This is a genomic window from Flavobacterium sp. (genome assembly GCF_032153895.1).
Taxonomy (GTDB): domain Bacteria; phylum Bacteroidota; class Bacteroidia; order Flavobacteriales; family Flavobacteriaceae; genus Flavobacterium.
The window spans coordinates 81,147-104,740 of the sequence record NZ_JALDYN010000004.1; the positions used below are offsets into that span (position 1 = coordinate 81,147).

A 23,594-nucleotide genomic window follows, 5' to 3' on the forward strand; every position below is an offset into this window, starting at 1 on the left:
TACTTTGGTTTTATTTCTTTGCTAATTTTTCAATGGCTTTACTCATTTCAATTACATCATTTTCAGTGCTTTCGAGATGATTTCTGTGTTTTTTTATTAATCGAATGACGTGTTCGATATCGGCTTTGTCTTTCCCGGTTTTCTGATGCAGGCGATTTACGAAAGTTTCGTCCAAATCAAAGGTGTCGAGCAAATATTCGGTTCGTATTTTTTCTAAAAAGTAGATGATTTTCTTGCCGATAATAGTATGATGATCGCCTTCCTGCAAATACAAATTCCCGATGGTTTTGGTAAAATCAACCGTTGTATTGGCTAATGGAATTTTCTCAGGTATGATTCTTTGGTTCCGTTTGGCGTTGAAAATCATAAACACAACTGTTCCGATTAAGAAAAGATACCAAGCCCATTTTAATGCCGGCTGACTCAAAATGTAACGCATCGGTGAGCTGGAAACCGTTTCATTTCCGAAGCTTTTCGCTTGCCAGAAAATCGTTCCTTTTGGTAAATAGGATAACAAGTTGGCGCAATAATTCGGATGTTCTTTTTTCAGTAAATAATAATTAGAGAAAGCTGCAGGTTGGGTGTGTAAATAAAAATTACCGCGTTTGTAAGGAATTTTGATAAAGTTCACTTTCTTACCTGATTTTCCTTCCTGATACCCTAAAACGGTACTGCGCAAAGTGTCAATTTCATTGAAATAAGTAAAGCCAACACCTTTGTCAAATGCATATTTTCTCTTTGGAAAAGCTTTGTTGGCTAAGGATAATTTCAATTCGTTTTCCGAATCGAAGAAGTTTTCCGTTTCAAAATTCAGGGAATCTTTCAAGGCTTCCGGAAAGTCTTTCATGCTCAAAAAAGCCGAATTTCCGTGTTCTACAAACCAAATGACTTCGTCCAGAGAACTTTTGTCAATCTGATCGTATTCACTTACCATAAAAATGTTGCCTTTTACGGTGTAGGTCGAATCTTCGTAATCGTATTTGTCTAAAAAATATTCGTAAAACGTATTTCCGAAACGCTCTATTTTATCATCCGGAAACAAATGCTTCATTTCATGGTCTAAAACGTAAAGACCGAAAGGGATTTTGTCTTTAACAGCATACGTTGGCGTCCACACAATAGGTTTCGGTCGGTTAGCATCCAGAGCAAAAATTCCGATAATAATTAGAATCAGAAGCGCCAAGTATATTTTGAGAGTTCTGTTCATTTAGATGGAATTTATAGTTGAAATGAAGGCTTTTTCGGCTTTAGCAAATGAAGTATGGTCTAACGCAAATTCACCGTACCAACAATGATCGTAGATATAAGACAGATACTGGAAATTGTCCTTTAATGCTGCACGCTGAATTTCATACAAATAATCGGAATTGGTTTTTTCGATGTCCCATTCAATAACATGACTGTCCGACATTTTCTTCAACAGCCACAAATAATAGTACCGAATGGTTAATCGGTAATTGTTGTCGGCTTTGTTTTTATCAATCATGGATTTGAAATCGATGGAATGAATATCTTCTTCCAGATGTTCGGAAACCCTGATTTTTTTCTTTGAAGATTTGCCGAAAATCCAACCGCCTTCCTTGTCAAGCAATGCTTTTACAATCAGATACACGACAAAAAGTACAACGGCAATCGCTAAAATTTTGATGAAAATATCCAGTGTCGATGAATTGCTGTTATCTCCAAAAGAAAAAATCTTGTCCAGCCAATTGCGCAACCAGGCTTTGAAGCTTTCCCATTTTGAGGTTTGCTTTGGTGCTATGGTTTCGTACATAAAATCTTTCGATTTATAATCGTTTTGAAAATTCTCCCGAAACGATTTTTGTATCACAGAATCTTCATCAATATGAATAGTAAAACCGCTTGCTTCAGGTGGGTTGGCATCAATGATTTCGGCCTGTGCAAAAGCGGAAAGCGTAAAAAGAAATAGTATGTAAAATCGGAAATTATTCACTTGCTGTTCCGATTAAATCGATTTCACTTTTGGGTGTGTTGTTCTCGTTTTCCTCACGAATGCTGTAATACATAATTCCCTGATTGATTAAAAGGAAATTCTGGAAAATGAAGTTCAGCAATAACGAAAGCAGCATCGCTAATCCCATCATAATCATAAAGAAAGACATGTTTTCTGGTTGCATTTGTCCTCCATTTTGACTTTCTAATGAGGTAAACATTGATACCATTCCGAAAATATAAGGAATCATAGAAACGATACCGATTACAATTTGCATAATCATGTACATAACCGCAGTTGAACCAACGCTTGGCCAAAATTTTTGGCGTAATAAGTTGAATCCGCTTCCTAAAGCATCGAAATACCCTTTTTCGGTTGAAATGTAATCGTAGAAAGCAAAGGCAAACCAGCACATTAACGCCGGGATTACAATAAACAGCAACGGAATTCCAATGATAATGAATACCAAAGCAAAACTCAGCATCATAATAATTACCATTAGTGGAATCATGATGAAAATTGAAGCAATGAAAAACACGATGATTTTACCGATTTTACTTTTGATGACATCGATAATTTCACTGGTTTCGGCGTATTCTTTTTTCTCCAATAATTTCAAATACGCAACCGGGTAAGCATAGCTTAAAATGCTCAGGAATATTGCAGCAATTATCATTAAAATTCCCAAACCAATTATCATGGGAAGATTGTCGTTCAGGAAAGTGTCAATCGGACTACTTCCGTCAAAATTCTGAACACCGAAATTGGAAAAAATGCCTTCAAAATAGACTTTTCCCAAGAAGAACATGATGACCAGCAGCAACAACAAAAAACCTCCGTTGATGATGAAATAATTGCGGTAGTAATGTTTGCCATACATTTTGAAAAAGGTAAACGTATCACTTACAAACTCGCTGAAGTTTCTTTTTTTGAATAACTGGAACATCATTTTTTATTGATTTTTCGATTAACGATAAAAGGATAAACTAAGAAATAAAAGGAAATTAAAGCCAACGTTCCAACTATAATTGCAACATTAAGAACACGCGGCATGTCAATGGAATAACGGGTGATAAAACCTTCTAGAAAACCGGCAGCAAATGTAAACGGCGTAGTACTCAGAAAGATTTTCAAGCTGTCTTTAAATCCGATTTTAAACGAATGTAGTCTGGAAAAAGTTTTCGGATATAAAATGCTGGCACCCAAAACAAAGCCCGCCGCCGATTCAATTACAATGGCAAAAATTTCCATAGCACCGTGAATCCAGATCCCGCGAACACTTTCCCACAAAACGCCCTCCTGATAGAAAAAATACTGAAACGAGCCCAGCATGATGAAATTCTGAATCATCACCAGAAAAGTACCGATGCCACCAAAAATTCCGTAGATATAGCATTTGGCGCCAACAATTAAGTTGTTTAAGGTGATTCCGATGAAACTTCCCCAATTACTACCGCTTTTATAAACTGCTACAGGATTACCTTTTTCGATGTTTTCCAAAGTCATGTTAACATACGCATCGCCCATAATCAACCTAACAAAAGTTGCATCGTTATGAGCCGAAATTACACCAATTGCTGTACAAAGAAACGAAAGGATAAATGCGTAAAGCAAATAACGTCGGTACTGATACAAGATAAGCGGAACTTCGGTTTTGAAGAAAAAAACAATACGATTACTCTCTTCGCGTTTGGTTTTATAAATCCGTTGGTAAATTTGAGAAGCTAAGTAATTCAGATAAACAGTTGTCTTACTTTTAGAGTAATACGTTTGCGCATAAGACAAATCGTTTACCAAATGAATGTACAAACTGGCGAGTTCATCTGGATTTTTTTTCTTTTTTCCGAAAATTGCTTGCTCAAATTCAAGCCATTTTTCTTTATTTTGTCTTATAAATGCAACTTCTCTCATAAAGCGCTAAAATAAAAAATATGTCAGAATTATCAATAACAACCACGCAAAATGTAAACATAAATTTTACTGCGGCTTCTGTGGGAGAGCGTATGGGAGCTCAACTTTTAGATTTAGTTATCAAAATCGCCTACGGAATTGTAGTTTTTATGCTTTGCAAATGGACGGGACTTCTTGATATTCTGATAGATATGGATCAATGGTCGATGATGGCAGTTGTTGGTCTTTTTGGATTGCCGATTATTTTCTATTCGTTGCTTCAGGAAAGTTTGTGGGAAGGACAGACTTTCGGAAAGAAAATCACTAAAATTAAAGTGATTAAAATTGACGGCTATCAGGCAGGATTTGGTGATTATCTTATCCGATGGATGTTTCGTTTGATAGAAATCAGTATCGGAAGCGGAATTATCGGTTTAATAGCCATTGTTGTCAGCAAGAAAAACCAACGTTTGGGTGATATGGCTGCGGGAACAGCTGTGATCACTTTGAAGAACAACATCAACATCAATCATACAATTTTACAGGAAATCAAGGAAGATTATGTGCCGACGTATCCTTTGGTAATCAAGCTTTCCGATAACGATGCTCGTATCATTAAAGAAACTTTTGAAGCCGCGTTGCGCAATAAAGATTTTAAATTGATTTATAAACTGAGTCAGAAAATAGCTGATGTAACCGGTATAAAACCTGTAGAGTCTTACGATTCAGAATTCATTAAAGTTGTATTGAAAGATTACAACTACTACACCCGAAATATGTAATGTTTGATATCCTAGACATACTCGGAACCATGGCGTTTGCAGTCTCCGGAGCATTAACAGCCATGAACAAAAAACTGGATCCGTTTGGGGTTTTTATCATTGCTTTCGTGACTTCTGTAGGCGGTGGAACTTTACGCGATATCTTGATTGGGAGAACTCCAGTAGGTTGGATGCTTAATCTGAATTATGTTTATGTAATTATTCTGGGTTATTTCTTGGCCGTGATTTTCAGAAAGAAGTTAGATCAATTCCGTACTTCGATGTTTTTGTTTGACACGATTGGGTTGGGCGTTTTTACACTAATCGGTTTAGAAAAAGGAATGGAAGTGAATTTACACCCGGTAATCTGTATCGCTTTAGGAACGATGACAGCATGTTTTGGCGGTGTAATCCGAGATATTTTATGCAATGACATTCCGGTGATCTTCCGTAAAGAAATTTATGCTACAATTTGTATTATTGGCGGAGTTTTCTTCTTCCTAATGAAAGGATTGGATATTCCGAAAGATATTCTTTATTTACTTACTTCAGTTTTGATTATCGCAATTCGACTGATGGCGGTCATTTTCAAATGGTCACTTCCAGCGTTGGAACGAAAATAGTTAATGATTCAGATACAAATAGCCGGTTAAAGCATCAGGATAATCTTTGTCGTGTAATTTTAAAACGTAGTAGTAAGTTCCGTCAGGTGCGTTAGAACTTCCGATGCCTTCTTTTACGTAGCCGTTCCATTCTTCGGTATTGTTATTTCCGGTCCAGACTAATCTTCCCCAACGGTTATAAACGAAAAGTTCAAAATTCATGAAAATGTTATACAAACCATCAATGTGGAACGTATCGTTTAAACCATCGCCGTTTGAAGAAACCGCATTGTAAATGGTTGGTGGACAATTTCTTGTTCTTAAAAAGAAAGAAGTGATGGAAACACAACCGTTTTCATCTTCAATCCGAACAAATATTTCTTTAGGTGTAACTTCCGAATAATAATTCATCGTATTGATGATAGGACTACTATTCGTTTCTGCATCCGTTTGATTGTTATGGAAAGAAATAAGATGAGAACTATCTGTTGGAATGCTTTGTTCGTAAGCGGAAAAATCAAAATAGGCCGCAGTTAGTCCTAAATTACAATTGACAATATCTTCCGGTTGATTGAACGCCGGTGAAACCCAAAGTGAAATAGGCTGTGTGTCGGAATTGTTGGTTTCTACTAATTCAGTAACGGCTGTATCGTAATCCGCTACAACAGAAAGCGTAAAATCAAGCGGAATACCATCCGGAACAGTAATTGTTTGCGTTAAAACAATACTTTCACCAATTTGTAAAATAACAGGAGTTTGACTTGTGCCAATAAGTTCGTTATCAGCGTAAAAACCAATTTGCGTTCCAGCGGGTAAAGGGTCGGTGCTATTTACATTGTTAACGGTATATTCAACTACGATTTCTCTTGAATTACAACTTTGTGAAAAGTTATCGATAGAAACGGTAGCATCAGGAAGTTGACTGTTGAGTTTGGTTATTATAGTACCAATCATTACATAATCTTGCGCAGATTGCATCGTTATGGAAGCTGTTGGATCGCCAATTTCAATATTTCCTTCAATGTCGTATATATCTAAGTCCATATTGTACAAATTACTTTGCCCAGTTACGCTATTTGTACCATTAAAAGCATTGTTTTCTGGGTTAAAAGGTGGATCGCCGGGGTTTAGTCCGGGGGTGCTTAATACTGAAGTATTGATTGTGAGTTTTTCCTGGATTGCAATATTTGCATCACCTTCCCAAGCAATGAAGCCAATTTTTGCTCCGTCATTGTCAATTACATTTAAATTATCAAGGGTAATTGTAACAGAATCTAAAACACCATCTCCTGGTGGAGATAAGCTTTCTAGTCCATCATAAATATTTAAAATGTTAAGCGGTAGAGAATCATTTCTATATACAATAAGTATTGCCCAACCTGCAAAATTTGTACCATTAGGATTGTAGGTGCTTACCAAATAATTTAAATCAAGTTCAGATACAGTGTAAATACCATTACCCGTTGCGAGGACAATGTCAGTAACATCATAAAAACCACTAAAAAAAGGTCTGCTTAAATTAGCCTGAACCTGGGAAGCAGCAAAAGTTCTTTGTGCAGAAATATCAATTCCATTTAGTTTTATATCAAAATCACCAGTACCGCTTCCAGCCCAATATAAATAGGCCTTCTCAACTACATCTGTAGTGTTAAGTTGTAATTCTGCAGAAGATGTTGTTAGAATATATGTTGGATAATAAGAGCTGTTAGGAAATGGATTCAACGTATTTCCCACAAAAGTAAAATCGTATCTACCAGCAAATTGCTGATATAACGACACATTTTGCGCTTCCACAACAGTTGTAAAACACAAAGAAATCCATAAAAAAAAGTAAAGTAGTTTTTGGGTCACTGCAATTTTTTTCTAAAAGTAACAAAATGTTTGATTACAAGAACAATAAAATCTGTGAAAAAACGGTAAGGATTAATGTAAAATCTGCTAAAAATTAGTATTTTTCGGAAGTTAATGCGCATTGTGAAAAACTATACCGTTCGAAAATACCAGTCGTCTGATTATCAGCTTTGGAATGATTTTATTGATCAGGCCAAAAATGCCACTTTTTTGTTTCATCGCGATTTTATGGAATATCATGCCGATAGGTTCGAAGATTATTCGTTATTGGTTTTTGAAGATGAGAAGTTGATAGCTGTTTTGCCAGCGAACTATAAAGATGATGAAGTTTTTTCACATCAGGGTTTGACTTATGGAGGTGTTGTTCTTTCGCATAAAACCAAATTTAAAGCCATACTTAAAGTTTTTAAATCTCTATTGAAGTTTTTAAATGATTCTGAAATTAAGTTTTTAACGATTAAGGAATTGCCTTTTTTTTATGCAGATAAATTTTCTTCAGAAATAAATTATTTGTTTTTTTTATTGCAAGCAAAACTAACGAGACGCGATTTACTTTCGGTTATGGACATGTCAAAAGAAATTACGCTTTCAAAAGATCGGAAAGAAGGAATTAAACGCGGTTTTAAAAACGGTCTGAAAGTAGTTGAGGTTGATGATTTTGAAGAATTTTGGCAACAAATTTTAATCCCTAATTTACAGGAAAAACATAGTGTCTTGCCTGTTCATTCTTTAGCAGAAATTCAGCAACTGAAAACAAAATTTCCTAATGCAATCCGTCAGTTCAATGTTTATCATAATGATAAAATAGTAGCTGGGACAACAATCTTTGAAACAAAAACAACTGCCCATTCACAGTATATTTCATCAAATTGTCAGAAAAATGAATTAGGAAGTCTGGATTTTCTCCATCACAAATTGATTTCTGAAGTTTTTGCTTCAAAGCGATATTTTGATTTTGGAATATCCAACGAAAATCAAGGTAAAACTATAAACGAAGGTTTGTTGTATTGGAAAGAAAGTTTTGGCAGCGGATTAGTTTCTCAAGATTTTTACCAGATCGAAACGTCTAATCATAAATTATTAGAAAAAGTATTGATATGATTTCTTTCTTAAACTTAAAAGCAATAAATAAGCAATACGAAGAGGTTTTTCAGGAAAAAATGAAAGACTTTCTAGAAAAAGGCTGGTACATTTTAGGTGATGAGGTTACTGCTTTCGAAAAAGAATTTGCAGCCTATTGTGGTTCAAAATATTGCATTGGAGTAGGGAATGGATTGGATGCTATCATTTTAAGTTTTAAGGCTTACATCGAAATGGGTAATCTGCAAATTGGAGATGAAATCATTGTTCCTGCTAACACTTATATCGCTTCGATTCTTGGTATAATGCATGCAGGTTTGGTTCCTGTTTTGATTGAGCCTGATTTAGCGACTTACAATATCAATCCGGCTTTGATTGAAGAAAAAATAACTTCGAAAACAAAGGGAATTTTAGTTGTGCATCTGTATGGTCAGTTAGCAGATATGGATGCGATTATAGAAATTGGTTACAAACACGATTTATTAATTGTTGAAGATGCTGCACAAGGTCATGGCCTGTCTTTTAAAGGAAGTCATACAAGAACATTTAGCTTTTATCCGGGTAAAAATTTAGGGGCTTTAGGCGATGCCGGAGCCGTAGTAACCAATGACGAAAAATTAGCAAAAACCATAAAGGCACTTTCAAATTACGGTTCCTCTCAAAAGTATCATAACGAATATATCGGTTTTAATTCAAGGTTGGATGAGTTGCAAGCGGCTTTTCTTCGGGTAAAATTGCCTTATTTGAAGAAGGAAAACGAGTCCAGAAGAACAATTGCAAAACGATATCTAACTGAAATTAAGAATGATAAAATTCAGCTTCCGTTTTATGATGACACCGATTCTCATGTGTTTCATCTTTTTGTTATCCGAACGGGAAATCGTAATCAGTTGCAACAGTATTTAACCGATAATGATATTCAGACTTTGATTCATTATCCAGTTGCTCCACATAAGCAAGCAAGTATGAAAGAATTTCATCATTTAAACTATCCAATAACTGAGAGAATTCATGAAGAAGTATTGAGTTTGCCAATCAGTTCGGTTTTAAGTGATGAAGATGTTGATTTCATAATTCAAGCTTTAAATAGATATTAATTTGAGATTTATTCCAAACATAATAAAGCAACCTCTTTTTAAAATTACATCATTAAACAGTTTTAGTGTAATGCTAAAAGTGGCGATTGGGCTTATTACGTCTAAAATTATTGCAATTTTTGTAGGCCCTTCCGGGATGGCTTTGGTTGGAAATCTCCGTAACTTTATTTCTAGTGTGGAAACATTATCAGTTTTCGGAATGCAAACCGGAATTGTGAAGTATGTTGCCGAAAATAAGGATGATAAAGATGGTTTGGAAAGGTTGGTTTCAACAGTTTGTATTACAATAATAAGTTTTTCTTTTGTTTTAAGTTTTGTACTTTTCGTATGGTCCTCTTATTGGAATTATACAATTTTAGGAGGAAATGAAAACTATGGTATAATTTTCAAAGCCTTTGCAATAGGACTGCCTTGGTGTGCAGTTAATTATATTTTTATAGCTATTATTAATGGTTTAGGAAAGTATAATAAGGTAATTTATATTTCAATTTTAAGTAATATTTTAGCATTGTTGGTTTCGGTATTGTTAATATGGAACTTACAGACTTTAGGAGCTCTTTTAGCTGTAGTTGTTTCACCATCATTACTTTTTATTATTTCATATCCTTTTTTAAAAACGGAGCTAGCGATTTTCAATTATTTAAAATTGCAGTGGTATGATTTTAAAGTTTTAAAAAAAATGTCATCCTACACATTGATGGCTTTAGTTTCCGGTATTTTAGGTCCAATCGTTTTTTTAGCAATTAGAAATAATGTGATAAAGAATTTAGGAGAAGAACAGGCTGGTTTCTGGGAAGCAATCACCAGGATATCAACGTATTATATGATGTTCGTTATTACATTGATATCTCTTTATTTTCTACCCAAACTAGTTGTCGCTAAAACTCATACAAGAACAAAACTTATTTTTAAAGTATATTTTAGAAACATACTCCCAGTATTTGGATTGGTTTTAATTGGATTATATTTTTTTCGTAGTTCTATAGTCGGCCTACTGTTTTCTTCTGAGTTTAAGCCAGTAGAAGAATTGTTTTTTTGGCAATTTTTTGGTGATTTTTTTAAAGCTGCGTCTTTAATTTTCGGGTATCAACTTTTGGCCCAAAAAAAAGTAAAAGTTTTTATTATTACAGAGATGATTTCGTTTGGAACTTTATTTCTTTCAGCAAATTATCTGATCCGAATATTTGGAATTGAAGGCGTGGTAGTGGCACATGCATTGACCTATATTGTTTACTTAACCGTTTTAATATTTTATTTTTTTAAAGAGAAATAGATTTTTTGTAAGTTTTTTTTTATTTTTGTATAAATTTTAAAAAAAAATATGAAAAAAATTATTTTGTCTTTGCTTTTTTTTAGCTCATTAGCAGTTAATGCACAAATTAGTACTGCAACAGGTGGGGCTTCAAACGTGTTACCTAATAGTCCGGTAACCAATACTAATGTTGGTATAGGAACAGATGATCCAAGGTTTAAATTAACTGTAGGTGGTAGTTTACCTGATGGACAAACATTTTCTTCTCAACAAGAGGAATTACAAAAATCAATGATTTTTTCTGCTGGAGCTGTTAAAGATGCTACTAATAAAACAAGATTATTGAACTTTTTCGACTTTCCTGCTTCAAACTATAAGGCAAAATCAAGTTTTTGGTTTTCCATTGAAGATAGAGCAGATAATGCAAGGTTAACAATGAGTGCTTATACGGATGGTTTTGGAATGTTTAAATTATACAATAAAAGTCAGGATGGAATTTTTCACGTTTCTAATGATGGAGATTTTGTACTTTCAGAATTCCCAAAGCCAGATTCTCATTTTATTATCGGAGGTACACAAGCATATCCCATTGAGCATTCTTTTTGGGTTAAAACAGGTACATCAAAATTTGAAGGTGATGTATTTGTGAATACGAATTTAGGAATTGGGACTACAAACTTTGTGGATGGAGCCAATACTTATAGACTTTCTGTGAAAGGTAAAATCAGAGCTGATGAAGTTAAAGTATACAATACTTGGGCCGATTATGTTTTTGCAGACGATTATAAACTTAAATCCCTAAATGAAGTTGAAAAATATATTCAGACAAATGGGCATTTACCAAATGTGCCTTCTGCAAAAGAGGTAACTGAGAATGGTCTGGAATTAGGTGAAATGTCAAAAATTCAACAAGAAAAGATTGAAGAGCTGACACTTTACTTAATTGAACAAAATAAAGAAATTGAACAACTGAAAGAACAAGTGAAATTGCTTTTAGAGAAAAAATAATTGGTGTTTAACATTTAACATTTTATTTATGAGAAACACATATTTATCTGCCTTACTTTTTCTCTTCAGTATAAGTATGGTTTATGGGCAAAATGAGAATAACCATTGGATTCTTGGTAAAACCGATCTTAATTTTTCATCAGCCTCACCCACAGCTAATGTTTTAAGCAGTACAAATTATGGCTTGGCTTCTGTTAGTGACAGTAACGGTGATTTGTTGTTTTATACCGATGGAATTAAGGTTTGGAACAAGAACCATTCGATTATGACAAACGGTAATAATGTTGGTTATAACGGAGTTTTAAGAGTGGTAATTGTTCCTAATCCGGCGAATAGCAATCAATATTTTATAATCCGTTCAGAAAATTATCTTTGTTTATGTTTACAGCCAGATCCGGTTTTTTATCTTTATTCTGTAGTTGAATTTAATGCGTCTAACCCTTTAGGTATTGTTCAGAACATTAATGCAAACCCTTCATTAGGGACTCCTGAAAATTCATACTCTGTAGCACTTAAAGAGGCTTCTAGTAGTTTTATTAGTAATGTTTTTTATTTTGGGCCAATCACTGTCACAAAAAATAGCAATTCAGATGCAAACTGGCTTATTGTTCAAAGCAAAAACAAGATGTTAAGCTATAAAATTGATGCTTACGGATTTAATCAAACACCAATTGAGTCTACTTTTTCAGCTTCTCAGATTTATAATTATGGCTTTTTCGATAATTATACGGGAACAATCGCTCAGATAGAAGGATCAAATTTTAGAGTGGCCCCCAATAATAATTTTTTGATTGGGCTTGCCTATAGTAAAATTTCTGGAGTAAACGATCCTGATTCTGATCCTGCCACATTTAGGAATAATTTTTATAAACTTGATTTTAATGCAGCAACTGGCCAGTTTTCAAATTTTCAGCTCCTTACCGGATACGGAGGTATGATTTATGAGTTTGAGATTTCTAATAATTCGGGAAATTTGTTTTTTGCAAGGATGAAACATCCCTATTTGAGTACTACAGATGGTGAAATTATTGTCAAGGATTTGACTAATGACAATACACCTATAAGAATTTTAAACGAGTTTGGAACAAGTACACCATCATCTAAGTTTAATTATCTCCAGAAGGACAGACAAGGAAATTTACTTTTAAGTTCTTTTTTTACTGACAATAACAGGAATAAGTATTTGCATAAAATTGACAACCAAGATTCGTTTTCAAACAGTTCTGTAAATGTTAACTTTTTGTCTTTAAACGGTAATTCTGTTTCAGTATTTCCACAATTAATCCCTGTTTTGCAAACCTGTTTTGCTACTTTGTCAATTGCACAAAACGTAACGTCTGGTATTGATAAAAAGCAAGCCTCAAACACTATTACAGCTTCAAATGTAATAAATTCAGGTGTCGGTGCAATTTACCATGCAGGAAATTCAGTAACACTGACCAGTGGTTTTCAGGCAGTATCCGGTTCAACTTTCAGAGCTTATATTGAGGGTTGTACAAACAGTTTTGTAGGACGTAATACAAATTTTGATTTTAAAAGTGAAGGGGATTTGATTTCCGAAAGCAATGATGTTAAGCTTTATCCAAATCCTAACAATGGTGTTTTTACTTTGGATTTGGGAACTATAAAAAATTTAGATATTAATGTTTATGATACTTTAGGGAAACTGATTTACCATTCTTCTAACAATGAGAGTATCATTAATATTAATTTAAACCATTTACCTTCTGGTTTGTATATAGCTCAGTTGAATGGAGAAGGTATTGATAAATCAATAAAATTTATTAAGAAGTAGTAGTTAATTTAAGTAATGGAGGGTTGTGCCCTCCATTTTACTTTGATATTTTATTTGTCTAAATATGTGACGTTTATAAAACTTTAATTAGTTAACCAAAGATTAAGATATTCTTCAGCTATTTTTACATAATTATGTTCTTCTTCAATAAAACTTCGGGCACGTTTTCCGATAGCTATTATTTCATTCGGATTTTCTATTAAAAAAGACATTTTTTGTACTAAATAATCGACATCTGGTAGTGCATTAATAGCAACTTGGTCCTGTTCAAGTGAATAATGCTCTAAAAATTCTTTTTCAGCTCCAGTAAAAACGACTTTCCCTTTTGCCATCGCTTCTAAGGCATTATATCCTTGATCATGAGCAAAAACTTGATCTAATACGATGTGAGCGTTATTAAAGCTATCGATGTATTTGTTGTATGGTAAGTTTTCTACAATTACAATTTCAACTTTATCAGAATATTTCTCTTGGATTAGTTTTAACGCCTTCTCAAAATAGATAATGCCTTTTTGATGATAGTTCCAACGATTTATACCTAAAAAGAATACTACTTTAGAATCAATAGAAGGAATCGTATATTTCAGATTGCTTAAATTGATAGGATTGGGGATTAGCCCTAAAAACTTTGGATGGTTAAATAATGGAGGAACGTAATCAAAATCTGACGCTATAATTCCTTGACAATTTTGAATAATATAATTATGAATTAAGACATGTTTAGATGAAGTATAATTCAAAACATATTTATATTCTTCCTTTAAGGATTCATTTTTGAAATAAGGTTGAAGTATTGATTTTTTATGTTGATTCTGAAAAGAATATTTAACATTGAGATGGTCTGCTCCACAGGATAGAAGAAAAGTTTTTTTATTTTGAGAAATAATTTTTTTCAGAAAGTATAATTCAAGACTCTTAGTAGTTTGTATAGGGCATTCATTAATTAGTTGTACTATATCAAAATTTTTAAGTTTAGGTAGTAAAAAATAAAATCGCAATGCTTTTTCCCAAAGAGCAATATCAAACTTAAAAACTCTAAAAATTAGTTGTCTTAAAATATTAATAATACTATTTTCACAGAATTTAGGTTTAATACTGTAATCAAGTGGGTAATTTTTAAAACCATCTCCGCTTGCTACAATGAGTGTCTCATGTCCAAGGACTGTTAAGCCTTCTTTAAGTGAATTATGAAGTCGACTATATTCTCCGAGAAGTAAAATCCGCATAGATGTTTATATTTGTTACGAAAATAATTAATCAATAGTGATAAAGCAAGATAAAGTAATCAAAGTAGCGCTTGTAGGTGACTGTTTAGCAAATGGAGGAGCTGAAAAAGTTCATGCTTTATTGTCCAATTATTTTTATAAGGAAGGATTAGAGGTTCATAATTGTATTTTTATGGATTGGGTGACATACGAGTATTCAGGTTCATTATGCAATTTGGGCACGATTGCTTCTAATTCAAATTCAGTTTACCGTAAAATAAAGCGTTTTTTAGCTTTTAAAACATTTGTAAATAGCAATAGCTTTGACATAATTATTGATTTCAGAATACGGAATATTTTTTTAAAGGAGTTGATGTTTGTCAGGATAATTTACCCTAAGAATATTATATATACAGTTCATAGCGGTTTTTTAGAATTTTATTTCCCTAGAACCGCATTTTTATCTCGTTTGATTTATAACAATAAAAAAATAGTTTCGGTTTCTAAGGCAATTCAAGATGAAATTCTGAAGAATGAACTTGCTAATAAGGTTCAATATTTGCATAACCCTTTAGATTTTGAGTCCATAGAAGTTTTCAAAATGGAGAAAAATAAAGAATATGGGTTGTATGTTTTGGCTGTAGGTCGCATGAATAATGATATAAAGCAGTTTGATAGATTGATAGAGGCATATTTTAAATCTGATTTGCCAAATAAAAAGATTAAGTTGGTTTTGTTAGGAGATGGAGAAAATAGGTCAAAATATGAAGAATTATCATTTACTTTAGGTTTGAGCGAGTTAGTGGTTTTTGAAGGAGTGGTCTCCAATCCATTTCCATATTATAAATCGGCTTTGTTTACAGTTTTAGCCAGTAAGAATGAAGGTTTTCCAAACACAATTATTGAGTCATTAGCAGTAAATACACCGGTTGTTTCATTTGATTGCTTTAGCGGACCTAACGAAATAATAAAAGATAAAACAAACGGATTGTTAGTTGAAAATCAAAATTTTGAAAAATTAATTTCGTCTATGAATTTATTTATAAATGATCAGCAGTTATATCAAAATTGTAAAAAGAATAGCAGGGAGAGTGTATCTCAATATGATATTGAAATAATTGGTAAACAATGGTTAGATTTGTTCAATAAAGCTTAAGTTAGTAGAATGAATATCGAAATATTTAACATTCCAAAAATTGAAAATAGTTTAGGAAGTATCGCTGTTATTGAAAATGGAGCTATACCTTTCAATATCAAGAGATGTTATTATCTTTTTGATATTCCAAGTTATGCTAAACGAGGTGGGCATTCACATAAAGAGTTAAACCAAATCCTTATTGCAATATCTGGAAGCTTTGATGTGATATTACACGATGGGAAAGAAAAAAAAACAGTTACTTTAAACAAACCAGATAAAGGATTACTGATTAAACCAAACATTTGGAGGGAATTGGAAAATTTTTCATCGGGTTCTGTTTGTTTGGTTTTGGCATCAGAAGTCTTTGATGAAGAAGATTATATCAGAGATTTTGAAGATTTTTTAAACTACATGAATACTAATCATAAGTAGTTAGTCTAATACCTTTTGAAAGTAAAACAGAACGTATTTTTTTTATTAAGATAAGAATCAATTTAGGCGAATTAATGAGGATTCGTTGTTTGTAATTGAGGTTTGCCATGTTTAATCCTTTTTTCATTTTTTCAACCATAGCAGAATTGTTTTCAAGGATGTAATGCTTTGCCATTATATACCTGTTAAAATCAAGATATTTTTTCATCTCGGATGACGTTTCCTTCCCATCATACTTGTCAAAGTCAGTTATTTTTTTGTTGGATAATTTACTTTGTGTTATCTGATTTTCGGTAACTGTAAAATATTTAACTAACGGATTTGTCGAATATGCTAATTTTAATTTAGAATTTATCCGAATGTTAAAATCTACATCTTCACCGTAAGTAATATTCTCGTCGTAATAACCAATAGATTCGAAAATTGATTTCTGTACACATAAGCTAGAAGGGCAATAAAGTGGTTGCGCCAAGCTTATTTTGAAAAAATTAGGCACTATTGTATAAACTTCAAGTTTATCAGAATTATTTGCCGGGATGATACTGGTTTTGTTTGGAAAAATTTCCTGATAATTTGTGGCAAATAAGTCAGCTTCTGGAAATTTATGAATTAGAGTTTGAATTTCTTCAAGAAAATTGATTTCCCAAAGATCATCTGCATCTAAAAAAGCAATGTATTTTCCGTTAGCATTTTTAATTCCTGTGTTTCTTGAAGCAGAAAGACCCTTGTTTTCTTGGTGTCTGATAATCTTGATTTTTTCAGAATTTATTGCAGAAGCCTTAGTTAAACTTGAATCTGTAGAGCAATCTTCAACAAGGATGATTTCAAAATCCTGAAAACTTTGTCTCAATACACTATTGATTGTGTTTTGAATATATCTTTCTTTATTAAAAAGCGGTATAATAACGGAAAAAAAGCTCATTGAGAATTTAGTTTACAGTAATATCCAAGTTTATAGAAATCAAGTAAAATCAAAGATGGATTGTTTGATAATAAATTTTTTTCAATTCTCATCTTAAAATAAACATAGAGTACTTTCACAATATTGTCACCGCCAAATTTTGAGATCATTTTATATACAGAAAGAACTTTAGAATCAGATGGATGTATCAAATTTAAATTATAGATGAATTTAAGGTTTTCTAATGATTTCTTTATCTTTTTGAGAAACTCATCCGACGTTTCAAGATTTAAATGGAATGCCGGGTTTTCGATGTGATGAATTGGTACTGATTTCTCTTTAAGTTGTTTTATCCACACTAAATCTTCATAACCATAGTTTTTGACTTTTTCCGGAAATGGATTTGAATGCTTAATACTTTTTTTAACAATTATATTTGAAGTGAGCGATGTCGAGTAAGGATTTTTCTCTCTGATATGGAAAGGAATTGCTTCTCTTTTTTTTCCATAAATCCAACGAAGAAGATTTTCTGAATTTGGTCTTTTTTTTTCATATGCGATGCCACCGTAAATGATTTCACCGATTGAATTTGATATGGAATCGATATAATTTAAAATGAAATCTGATGAAGTTGGATACATATCACAATCTAGAATTAAAAGCCATTCATATTTTGCTTTTTTAGATAGAGAATTAATGTTTACTCCACGTCCAAGATTCGAATTGTTACTTGAAAACCAACAATAGTTTAATGAATTAACCCTCTCGTTTTCCAGATTTAAAGGCGATTTTGAAGCATCGTCCTGCGCTAAAATTTCAAAAGTAATCCCGAGTTTCGTGCACTGTTGATGCAGTTCGTACACCAACGGATAAACATTGTAATTATATATCGGAATTAAAATCGAAAGCATTACACCGTTCTCTGCACCACTTCAAACACCTGACCGTTTTCACATTTCAGGGTTTTAGCAGGATATTTCATAATCAAGGCATAATCGTGCGTAGCCATCATGATGGTTTTACCGTTCTGGTTGATTTTTTTCAACACTTCCATTACTTCCACAGAAGTTTGCGGATCTAGGTTTCCGGTAGGCTCATCGGCTAAAATCAATTCTGGGTCGTTAAGTAAAGCACGGGCGATGGCAACGCGTTGTTGTTCCCCACCAGATAACTGATGCGGCATTTTTCCGGTCATCGCTTTCATGCCAACTTTGTCTAAAACTTCGTCAATTTTTACTTGAATTTCTTCTTTTTCAGACCAACCTGTGGCTCTTAAAACGAATTCCAAGTTGTCGTGAATGTTTCGATCCGGAAGCAATTTGAAATCCTGAAACACAATACCCAATTTTCTTCTTAAGTAAGGAATATCAGCTTCTTTCAGGTTTTTCAAATTGTAATCTACAATCGTTCCTTCACCGAATTTTAAATCCAAATCCGCGTACAACGTTTTCATCAAACTACTTTTCCCAGAACCTGTTTTTCCGATAACATAGAGAAAATCTCCGTGTTTGATATCCAGATTAACATTTGATAGAATGGCATTACCTTCCTGAAATATAGTAACATCATGTAATGAAAGAATCGTTTGTGACATGTTGCAGATTTTAATTTTGGTAAAAGTAATAAGTAGAACGAACTTTTTCAAATAAAATTACTTTTCTGTAGAATATTGTCAATTTGGCTCGAATTTTGTTGAAAACATATATAATAAACCCCGAATTCCGCACGTTATTAACCACAGGAATTTGATATATTTGAATACTTTTAAAAGCCAAAATTATGCGAAAACTGAATAGGTTTCTTTGTACTTCACTCATTTTGAGCGCGATCAATCTCTCGGCGCAACAATCGAACATCTATACACACGAACTTACCGATTACGATAAAGCAGTTGCTTTGTATAAAGACAAGCAATATCAGGCAGCTCAAATTCTGTTTGATAAAGTGAAAACGGGAAGCAACAGTGATGAGGTAAAATCCGATTGTGCTTATTACAGCGCCAATTGTGCGATTCGTCTGGAACAGTCCGGAGCGGATGCCATGATGGAAGATTTCGTAGAAAAGTACCCAACTTCATCCAAGCAAAATCAGGCGTTTATTGAAGTGGCGCATTATTATTTCGACCAGGGAAATTATCCGCAGGCTTTGAAGTATTTCGACCGAGTGGATGAAGGTTCCATGACCAATGATGAGCGCGATAAATTCAACTTTCAAAAGGGTTACAGCTATTTTTCTGCCAAGAATAAAAAAGAAGCCGACAAGTATTTCAACAAAGTGGTAAACTCAGAACAATACGGTTCTCAGGCGAAATATTATTTAGGTTATATGGCTTATGAAACCGATAATTATCAGGAAGCAACCCAATATTTCGATCAGGTTCAGGATAAAGACAAATACAAAGAAAAAATGTCTTATTTCCAGGCGGATATGAATTTTAAATTGGGGAATTTCCAAAAAGCGATAGATGTTGGTGTGCCGCAATTATCAAAATCCAACGCCGAAGAAAAATCGGAACTGAATAAAATCATAGGAGAAAGTTATTTCAACTTAAAACAATACGACAAAGCGCTTCCGTATTTAAAAGAATATCGAGGTAAAAAAGGAAAGTGGAATAATACTGATTTTTACCAGTTAGGATACGCTTATTACAAAGCCGGCGATTATGAAAACGCTATCGGGGAATTCAATAAAATAATTGGCGGACAAGACCACGTGGCACAAAACGCCTATTACCATTTAGGGGAAAGTTATTTAAAAGTAGGGAAGAAGCAGGAAGCATTAAACGCTTTCAAAAATGCATCTGAAATGGAATTTGAAGCAAAAATTCAGGAAGATGCCTATTTGAATTATGCGAAATTGAGTTACGAAATCGGAAACCCGTATCAAAGTGTACCCGAAGTGTTAATCGGTTATCTGAACAAATATCCGCAGACAGCGTATAAACAGGAAATTGAAAACCTGTTGATTAATTCGTACATCACTTCCAAAAACTACAAAGAAGCCTTGACATTGCTGGAGAAAAACAAAAATCCACAAAATCGTCAGGCGTATCAGAAAGTAGCTTTTTATCGTGGTTTGGAATTGTACACCGATGGAAATTATCAGGAAGCTTTGGCTTTGTTCAAAAAATCAATTGCTGAACCAAGAGATGCGAAATTCACAGCTCGCGCCACGTTTTGGAAAGGTGAAACCGAATACAATTTGGACCAGTTCAACGAAGCTTTGTTAAGTTTCAAACAATTTGCAGGTTCATCCGAAGCGAAAAATGTTCCGGAAGCGAAAAACGCGGATTACAACATCGCTTACACTTATTTCAAACTGAAAGAATACGAGAATGCAGCAAAACATTTTCAGGATTATGTAGCTTCCAATCAAACGGATAACGTGCGTTTAACGGATGCTTATTTGCGAATGGGAGACAGTCATTTCGTGTCGACAAAATATTGGCCTGCGATGGATGCTTACAACAAAGCCATCGAATTGCGCAGTGTTGATGCCGATTACGCGCATTTCCAAAAAGCAATTTCTTATGGATTTGTCGGGAAAAACGATAAAAAAATTGAAGATCTAACGTTGTTCATGAAGCAACATCCGAAATCCCAATATGCTGATGATGCGTTATACGAATTAGGAAATACCTATGTAAACCAAAACAACGTCGATAAAGCTGTTGATACTTACGAACGTCTGAAAAACGAATACAAATCGAGTTCGTACGTTTCGAAAGCGATTTTGCGTCAAGGATTGGTGTATTACAATAACGATAAAAGTGACAAAGCTTTAACGAAATTCAAAGAAGTAGTTTCAAAATACCCAAGAACGCCGGAAGCGAATGAAGCCGTTGCCACAGCCCGTTTAATCTACATGGATAACAACAAAGTGGATGAATATGCAGCTTGGGTTAAAACACTCGATTTCGTAGAAGTTTCCAATGCTGATTTGGATAACGATACGTACAACGCAGCCGAAAAACAATATTTGCAGAACAATTCCAAACAGGCGATTTCAGGTTTCAGTGGTTATTTAGCCAATTTCCCGAACGGATTACACGCTTTGAAAGCGAATTTCTATTTAGCACAATTGTATTTCGCAGATAATTTGCCGAACAACGCTATCCCTAATTATGAATATGTAATCGGTAAATCGCGAAATGAATTTACGGAGCAATCGTTGGCGCGTTTGAGTGAAATCTACTTGAAAAATAAAACCTACGATAAAGCTATTGTAGTGCTGAAACGTCTGGAAACAGAAGCTGATTTTCCTCAAAATATAACTTTTGCACAATCCAATTTGATGAAATCGTACTATGATTTGAAAGATTACAGCAACGCAGTAGTTTATGCCGATAAAGTTTTAGCGAATTCCAAAACGGATGATAAAGTTAAAAGTGATGCGCAAATTATCGTAGCACGTTCGGCCATCAAAACCAACGATGAGGCGAAGGCAAAAGAAGCTTACGCGAAATTGCAGAAAATTGCCAAAGGTGAAGTTGCCGCCGAAGCTTTGTTTTACGATGCTTATTTCAAAAATAAAGAAGGGAAATTTGAGGTTTCCAACACTTTGGTTCAAAAGTTAGCAAAAGATTATTCCGGTTATAAATATTTCGGAGCCAAAGGATTGATTGTAATGGCGAAGAATTTCTACGGTTTGAAAGACAGTTTCCAAGCAACTTACATTTTAGAAAGTGTGATTAAAAACTTCACGCAATACGAAGATGTGGTAGCCGAAGCCCAAACCGAATTGGATATCATCAAAGGAGAAGAAGCCAAACGCAATTCATCCATTACAGAATAAACTATAAGCCGCAATTAAAAATTAAAAGAGATGAGTAAGACTTTCAGATATATTATAGCCGCAAGTTTGTTTTTCACAGGATTGCAAACTTTCGCACAAAAGAAAGATGAGAATATCGGAACCGAAGTGGTAAATGTGGTAAAACCGTATACACCAACCATTTCCGATGCTTTTAAAGTAAAAGAAACACCAGTAATTGAAGACGATGTAAACACTGATAAAGAGGAAATCAAGTACAATATTTTCTCCTTTCCGGTAGCTTCCACGTTTACGCCGGCTAAAGGTCGGGCAGCTTCCGTAGATAAAGAAGCTAAAGAACGAATCTTCAAAAATTACGCAACCTTAGGCGTTGGAAATTACGGAACCGTAAACGGCGAATTGTTCATTACTGAAAATATCAGTAATACCGATTATGTTGGTGGAATGTTACGTCATTTATCTTCACAAGGCGGAATTGAAGGCGTGAAATTAGACGACAAATATTACGATACTTCACTAGATTTAACTTACGGAAGCCGTACCCGCGATTTCGACTGGAATGCCGATTTAGGTTACAAACATCAACTGTACAACTGGTATGGTTTACCAACCGAATTCGTAACGTTTACTGATGATGCTATTAAACTGATTGACGAGCAACAAACCTATCAAACCTTAACATTAGGTGCGAAAATCGGGATGAAAGAAAGTGTATTGGAAGATACTTCATTGCAATTTAAACGTTTTTGGGATACACACGGTTCTCAGGAAAACAGATTTTTTGTGAAGCCAGCGATTAATTTTGAAGTGGATAATTTCAAATTCAAATCCGGTTTTGTCGTGGATTATGTAGGCGGAAGTTTTGAAAAAGATTATTTCGATACCGGTGATATTTCCTATTCGTATTTAAACTTTGGCGTGCAACCATCTATTTTATTGCAACAGGATGATTTGTCGGTTCAGGCCGGTGCCGGATTCTTCTATAGTGTTGGAAAATTTAATACCGAAAGCGAAAACAAGTTTTACATCTTCCCACAGGTAAAAGCGTCATATAAATTAGTAGGTGATATTATGATTGCCTACGCCGGAGCTGAAGGAACGCTAAAACAGAACACATTTGCAGATTTCGCCGATGAAAACAAATTCGTTTCTCCAACTTTAGCCATCGCGCCAACCAATCAACAATATGATATTTATGTAGGGTTGAAAGGAAAATTAGCCAACACGGTTACGTTCAATGTAAGAGGTTCGTATATGGCAGAAGATGACAAAGCATTCTTCATGTCAAATCAATATGAAACGGCTAATACCAATACAGAAGGCTATACCTATGGAAATTCTTTTGGTGTAGTTTATGATAATTTGACAACCATCAGTGTTTTCGGAGAATTGAAAATGGATTTCTCTAAAAATGCCACTTTCGGAATCAACGGAACATTCAACAGTTTTACAACCGATCAAGCAGAAGCCTGGAACTTACCAAGTATGAAAGTTGGTGCTAATCTAGATGTTAACATCACTAAAAAATGGTATGCCGGAACGAATGTTTTCTTCGTAGGCGAACGTAAAGATCAAGTCTATTACAACGATATTTCTTTAACAGAACCGTTTGTAAAAACAGTAACTCTAGACAGTTATTTCGATTTGAATGCTCATTTAGGATACAAATACAACGAGCGTTTAACCGGTTTCTTAAAACTGAACAATATTGCGAACCAACAATACGAGCGTTGGGTAAATTATCCGGTGCAAGGGTTTCAGTTCTTAATCGGAGCGAATTACAAATTTGATTTTTAAATTCAGTTATAACAAGTACATTTGAAGCGCGGAAGATTTTCTTTCGCGTTTTTATTTT

Annotated in this window: 20 protein-coding genes; 11 read left to right on the forward strand and 9 right to left on the reverse strand. The window is 34.0% G+C overall.

What is annotated here, in order from left to right; all coding sequences use genetic code 11:
* Positions 1-10 precede the first annotated feature (10 nt).
* From RUH60_RS03145 to RUH60_RS03160, 4 genes are read right to left on the reverse strand one after another with little or no spacing between them, the layout of a single operon-like run.
* The gene (locus tag RUH60_RS03145) at positions 11-1,207 is read right to left on the reverse strand and encodes a DUF4350 domain-containing protein (RefSeq protein WP_313805325.1); all 1,197 of its coding nucleotides are present in this window, start codon (positions 1,205-1,207) and stop codon (positions 11-13) included.
* Positions 1,208-1,954, reverse strand: a complete 747-nt coding sequence (locus RUH60_RS03150; protein ID WP_313805328.1) for a DUF4129 domain-containing protein — start codon at positions 1,952-1,954, stop codon at positions 1,208-1,210. It lies immediately after the preceding gene.
* Positions 1,947-2,903, reverse strand: coding sequence for a hypothetical protein (locus RUH60_RS03155; protein ID WP_313805331.1), 957 nt, complete (start codon positions 2,901-2,903; stop codon positions 1,947-1,949). The genes RUH60_RS03150 and RUH60_RS03155 overlap by 8 nt, the downstream gene beginning before the upstream one ends.
* Positions 2,900-3,865: a stage II sporulation protein M gene (locus RUH60_RS03160; RefSeq protein ID WP_313805334.1), complete on the reverse strand. Its 966-nt coding sequence runs from the start codon at positions 3,863-3,865 to the stop codon at positions 2,900-2,902. Before RUH60_RS03160 ends, RUH60_RS03155 begins: the two co-directional genes overlap by 4 nt.
* A gap of 20 nt (positions 3,866-3,885) precedes the next feature.
* On the opposite strand from RUH60_RS03160, the gene RUH60_RS03165 reads away from it, so the two are divergent.
* Complete coding sequence (locus RUH60_RS03165; RefSeq protein WP_313805337.1) at positions 3,886-4,626, forward strand: RDD family protein; 741 nt, start codon at positions 3,886-3,888, stop codon at positions 4,624-4,626.
* Positions 4,626-5,228, forward strand: a complete 603-nt coding sequence (locus RUH60_RS03170; RefSeq protein WP_313805340.1) for a trimeric intracellular cation channel family protein — start codon at positions 4,626-4,628, stop codon at positions 5,226-5,228. Before RUH60_RS03165 ends, RUH60_RS03170 begins: the two co-directional genes overlap by 1 nt.
* Here RUH60_RS03170 and RUH60_RS03175 read toward each other — a convergent pair whose 3' ends face one another.
* Positions 5,229-6,986: a gliding motility-associated C-terminal domain-containing protein gene (locus RUH60_RS03175; protein ID WP_313805343.1), complete on the reverse strand. Its 1,758-nt coding sequence runs from the start codon at positions 6,984-6,986 to the stop codon at positions 5,229-5,231. It abuts the gene before it with no gap.
* Between the two features lie 339 nt (positions 6,987-7,325).
* Between RUH60_RS03175 and RUH60_RS03180 the strand changes: the two genes are divergently transcribed.
* The 5 genes from RUH60_RS03180 to RUH60_RS03200 are packed head-to-tail and all read left to right on the forward strand — an operon-like array spanning position 7,326 to position 13,290.
* Entirely contained in the window at positions 7,326-8,159 is an 834-nt protein-coding gene (locus RUH60_RS03180) for a GNAT family N-acetyltransferase (protein WP_313805346.1), read from the forward strand.
* Positions 8,156-9,235 (forward strand): DegT/DnrJ/EryC1/StrS family aminotransferase, encoded by a 1,080-nt coding sequence (locus tag RUH60_RS03185; protein WP_313805349.1) that lies wholly within the window; start codon positions 8,156-8,158, stop codon positions 9,233-9,235. The genes RUH60_RS03180 and RUH60_RS03185 overlap by 4 nt, the downstream gene beginning before the upstream one ends.
* Position 9,236: 1 nt before the next feature.
* The gene (locus RUH60_RS03190) at positions 9,237-10,508 is read left to right on the forward strand and encodes an O-antigen translocase (RefSeq protein ID WP_313805352.1); all 1,272 of its coding nucleotides are present in this window, start codon (positions 9,237-9,239) and stop codon (positions 10,506-10,508) included.
* A 48-nt stretch (positions 10,509-10,556) separates the two neighbouring features.
* A complete protein-coding gene (locus tag RUH60_RS03195) occupies positions 10,557-11,495 on the forward strand; it encodes a hypothetical protein (protein WP_313805355.1) in 939 nt (312 codons plus the stop codon).
* Positions 11,496-11,523: 28 nt separating this feature from the next.
* Positions 11,524-13,290, forward strand: coding sequence for a T9SS type A sorting domain-containing protein (locus tag RUH60_RS03200; protein WP_313805358.1), 1,767 nt, complete (start codon positions 11,524-11,526; stop codon positions 13,288-13,290).
* A gap of 83 nt (positions 13,291-13,373) precedes the next feature.
* On the opposite strand, the gene RUH60_RS03205 is transcribed toward RUH60_RS03200, so the two are convergent.
* Complete coding sequence (locus tag RUH60_RS03205; RefSeq protein ID WP_313805361.1) at positions 13,374-14,516, reverse strand: glycosyltransferase; 1,143 nt, start codon at positions 14,514-14,516, stop codon at positions 13,374-13,376.
* 37 nt (positions 14,517-14,553) lie between these two features.
* Between RUH60_RS03205 and RUH60_RS03210 the strand changes: the two genes are divergently transcribed.
* On the forward strand, positions 14,554-15,651 hold the full coding sequence (locus tag RUH60_RS03210) for a glycosyltransferase (protein ID WP_313805364.1): 1,098 nt from the start codon (positions 14,554-14,556) through the stop codon (positions 15,649-15,651).
* A gap of 9 nt (positions 15,652-15,660) precedes the next feature.
* Positions 15,661-16,065 (forward strand): FdtA/QdtA family cupin domain-containing protein, encoded by a 405-nt coding sequence (locus RUH60_RS03215; RefSeq protein ID WP_313805366.1) that lies wholly within the window; start codon positions 15,661-15,663, stop codon positions 16,063-16,065.
* On the opposite strand, the gene RUH60_RS03220 is transcribed toward RUH60_RS03215, so the two are convergent.
* The 3 genes from RUH60_RS03220 to RUH60_RS03230 are packed head-to-tail and all read right to left on the reverse strand — an operon-like array spanning position 16,052 to position 18,560.
* Entirely contained in the window at positions 16,052-16,987 is a 936-nt protein-coding gene (locus tag RUH60_RS03220) for a glycosyltransferase family A protein (RefSeq protein WP_313805368.1), read from the reverse strand. The two genes, RUH60_RS03215 and RUH60_RS03220, sit on opposite strands and share 14 nt — an antisense overlap.
* Positions 16,984-17,877: a glycosyltransferase gene (locus RUH60_RS03225; RefSeq protein ID WP_313805369.1), complete on the reverse strand. Its 894-nt coding sequence runs from the start codon at positions 17,875-17,877 to the stop codon at positions 16,984-16,986. Before RUH60_RS03225 ends, RUH60_RS03220 begins: the two co-directional genes overlap by 4 nt.
* Entirely contained in the window at positions 17,877-18,560 is a 684-nt protein-coding gene (locus tag RUH60_RS03230) for a cell division ATP-binding protein FtsE (protein WP_313805371.1), read from the reverse strand. Before RUH60_RS03230 ends, RUH60_RS03225 begins: the two co-directional genes overlap by 1 nt.
* Before the next feature lie 185 nt (positions 18,561-18,745).
* Here RUH60_RS03230 and RUH60_RS03235 point away from each other — a divergent pair, with 185 nt between their 5' ends.
* Positions 18,746-21,760 (forward strand): tetratricopeptide repeat protein, encoded by a 3,015-nt coding sequence (locus RUH60_RS03235; protein WP_313805373.1) that lies wholly within the window; start codon positions 18,746-18,748, stop codon positions 21,758-21,760.
* A 30-nt stretch (positions 21,761-21,790) separates the two neighbouring features.
* Complete coding sequence (locus tag RUH60_RS03240) at positions 21,791-23,536, forward strand: TonB-dependent receptor (protein ID WP_313805376.1); 1,746 nt, start codon at positions 21,791-21,793, stop codon at positions 23,534-23,536.
* Positions 23,537-23,594: the final 58 nt, after the last annotated feature.

Coding starts and splice junctions, on each gene's coding strand:
- RUH60_RS03215 (WP_313805366.1), top strand. CDS start 15,661: ATGAATATCGAAATATTTAACATTCCAAAAATTGAAAATAGTTTAGGA.
- RUH60_RS03220 (WP_313805368.1), bottom strand. CDS start 16,987: ATGAGCTTTTTTTCCGTTATTATACCGCTTTTTAATAAAGAAAGATAT.
- RUH60_RS03155 (WP_313805331.1), bottom strand. CDS start 2,903: ATGATGTTCCAGTTATTCAAAAAAAGAAACTTCAGCGAGTTTGTAAGT.
- RUH60_RS03200 (WP_313805358.1), top strand. CDS start 11,524: ATGAGAAACACATATTTATCTGCCTTACTTTTTCTCTTCAGTATAAGT.
- RUH60_RS03235 (WP_313805373.1), top strand. CDS start 18,746: ATGCGAAAACTGAATAGGTTTCTTTGTACTTCACTCATTTTGAGCGCG.
- RUH60_RS03230 (WP_313805371.1), bottom strand. CDS start 18,560: ATGTCACAAACGATTCTTTCATTACATGATGTTACTATATTTCAGGAA.
- RUH60_RS03160 (WP_313805334.1), bottom strand. CDS start 3,865: ATGAGAGAAGTTGCATTTATAAGACAAAATAAAGAAAAATGGCTTGAA.
- RUH60_RS03195 (WP_313805355.1), top strand. CDS start 10,557: ATGAAAAAAATTATTTTGTCTTTGCTTTTTTTTAGCTCATTAGCAGTT.
- RUH60_RS03185 (WP_313805349.1), top strand. CDS start 8,156: ATGATTTCTTTCTTAAACTTAAAAGCAATAAATAAGCAATACGAAGAG.
- RUH60_RS03225 (WP_313805369.1), bottom strand. CDS start 17,877: ATGCTTTCGATTTTAATTCCGATATATAATTACAATGTTTATCCGTTG.
- RUH60_RS03165 (WP_313805337.1), top strand. CDS start 3,886: ATGTCAGAATTATCAATAACAACCACGCAAAATGTAAACATAAATTTT.
- RUH60_RS03170 (WP_313805340.1), top strand. CDS start 4,626: ATGTTTGATATCCTAGACATACTCGGAACCATGGCGTTTGCAGTCTCC.
- RUH60_RS03205 (WP_313805361.1), bottom strand. CDS start 14,516: ATGCGGATTTTACTTCTCGGAGAATATAGTCGACTTCATAATTCACTT.
- RUH60_RS03240 (WP_313805376.1), top strand. CDS start 21,791: ATGAGTAAGACTTTCAGATATATTATAGCCGCAAGTTTGTTTTTCACA.
- RUH60_RS03145 (WP_313805325.1), bottom strand. CDS start 1,207: ATGAACAGAACTCTCAAAATATACTTGGCGCTTCTGATTCTAATTATT.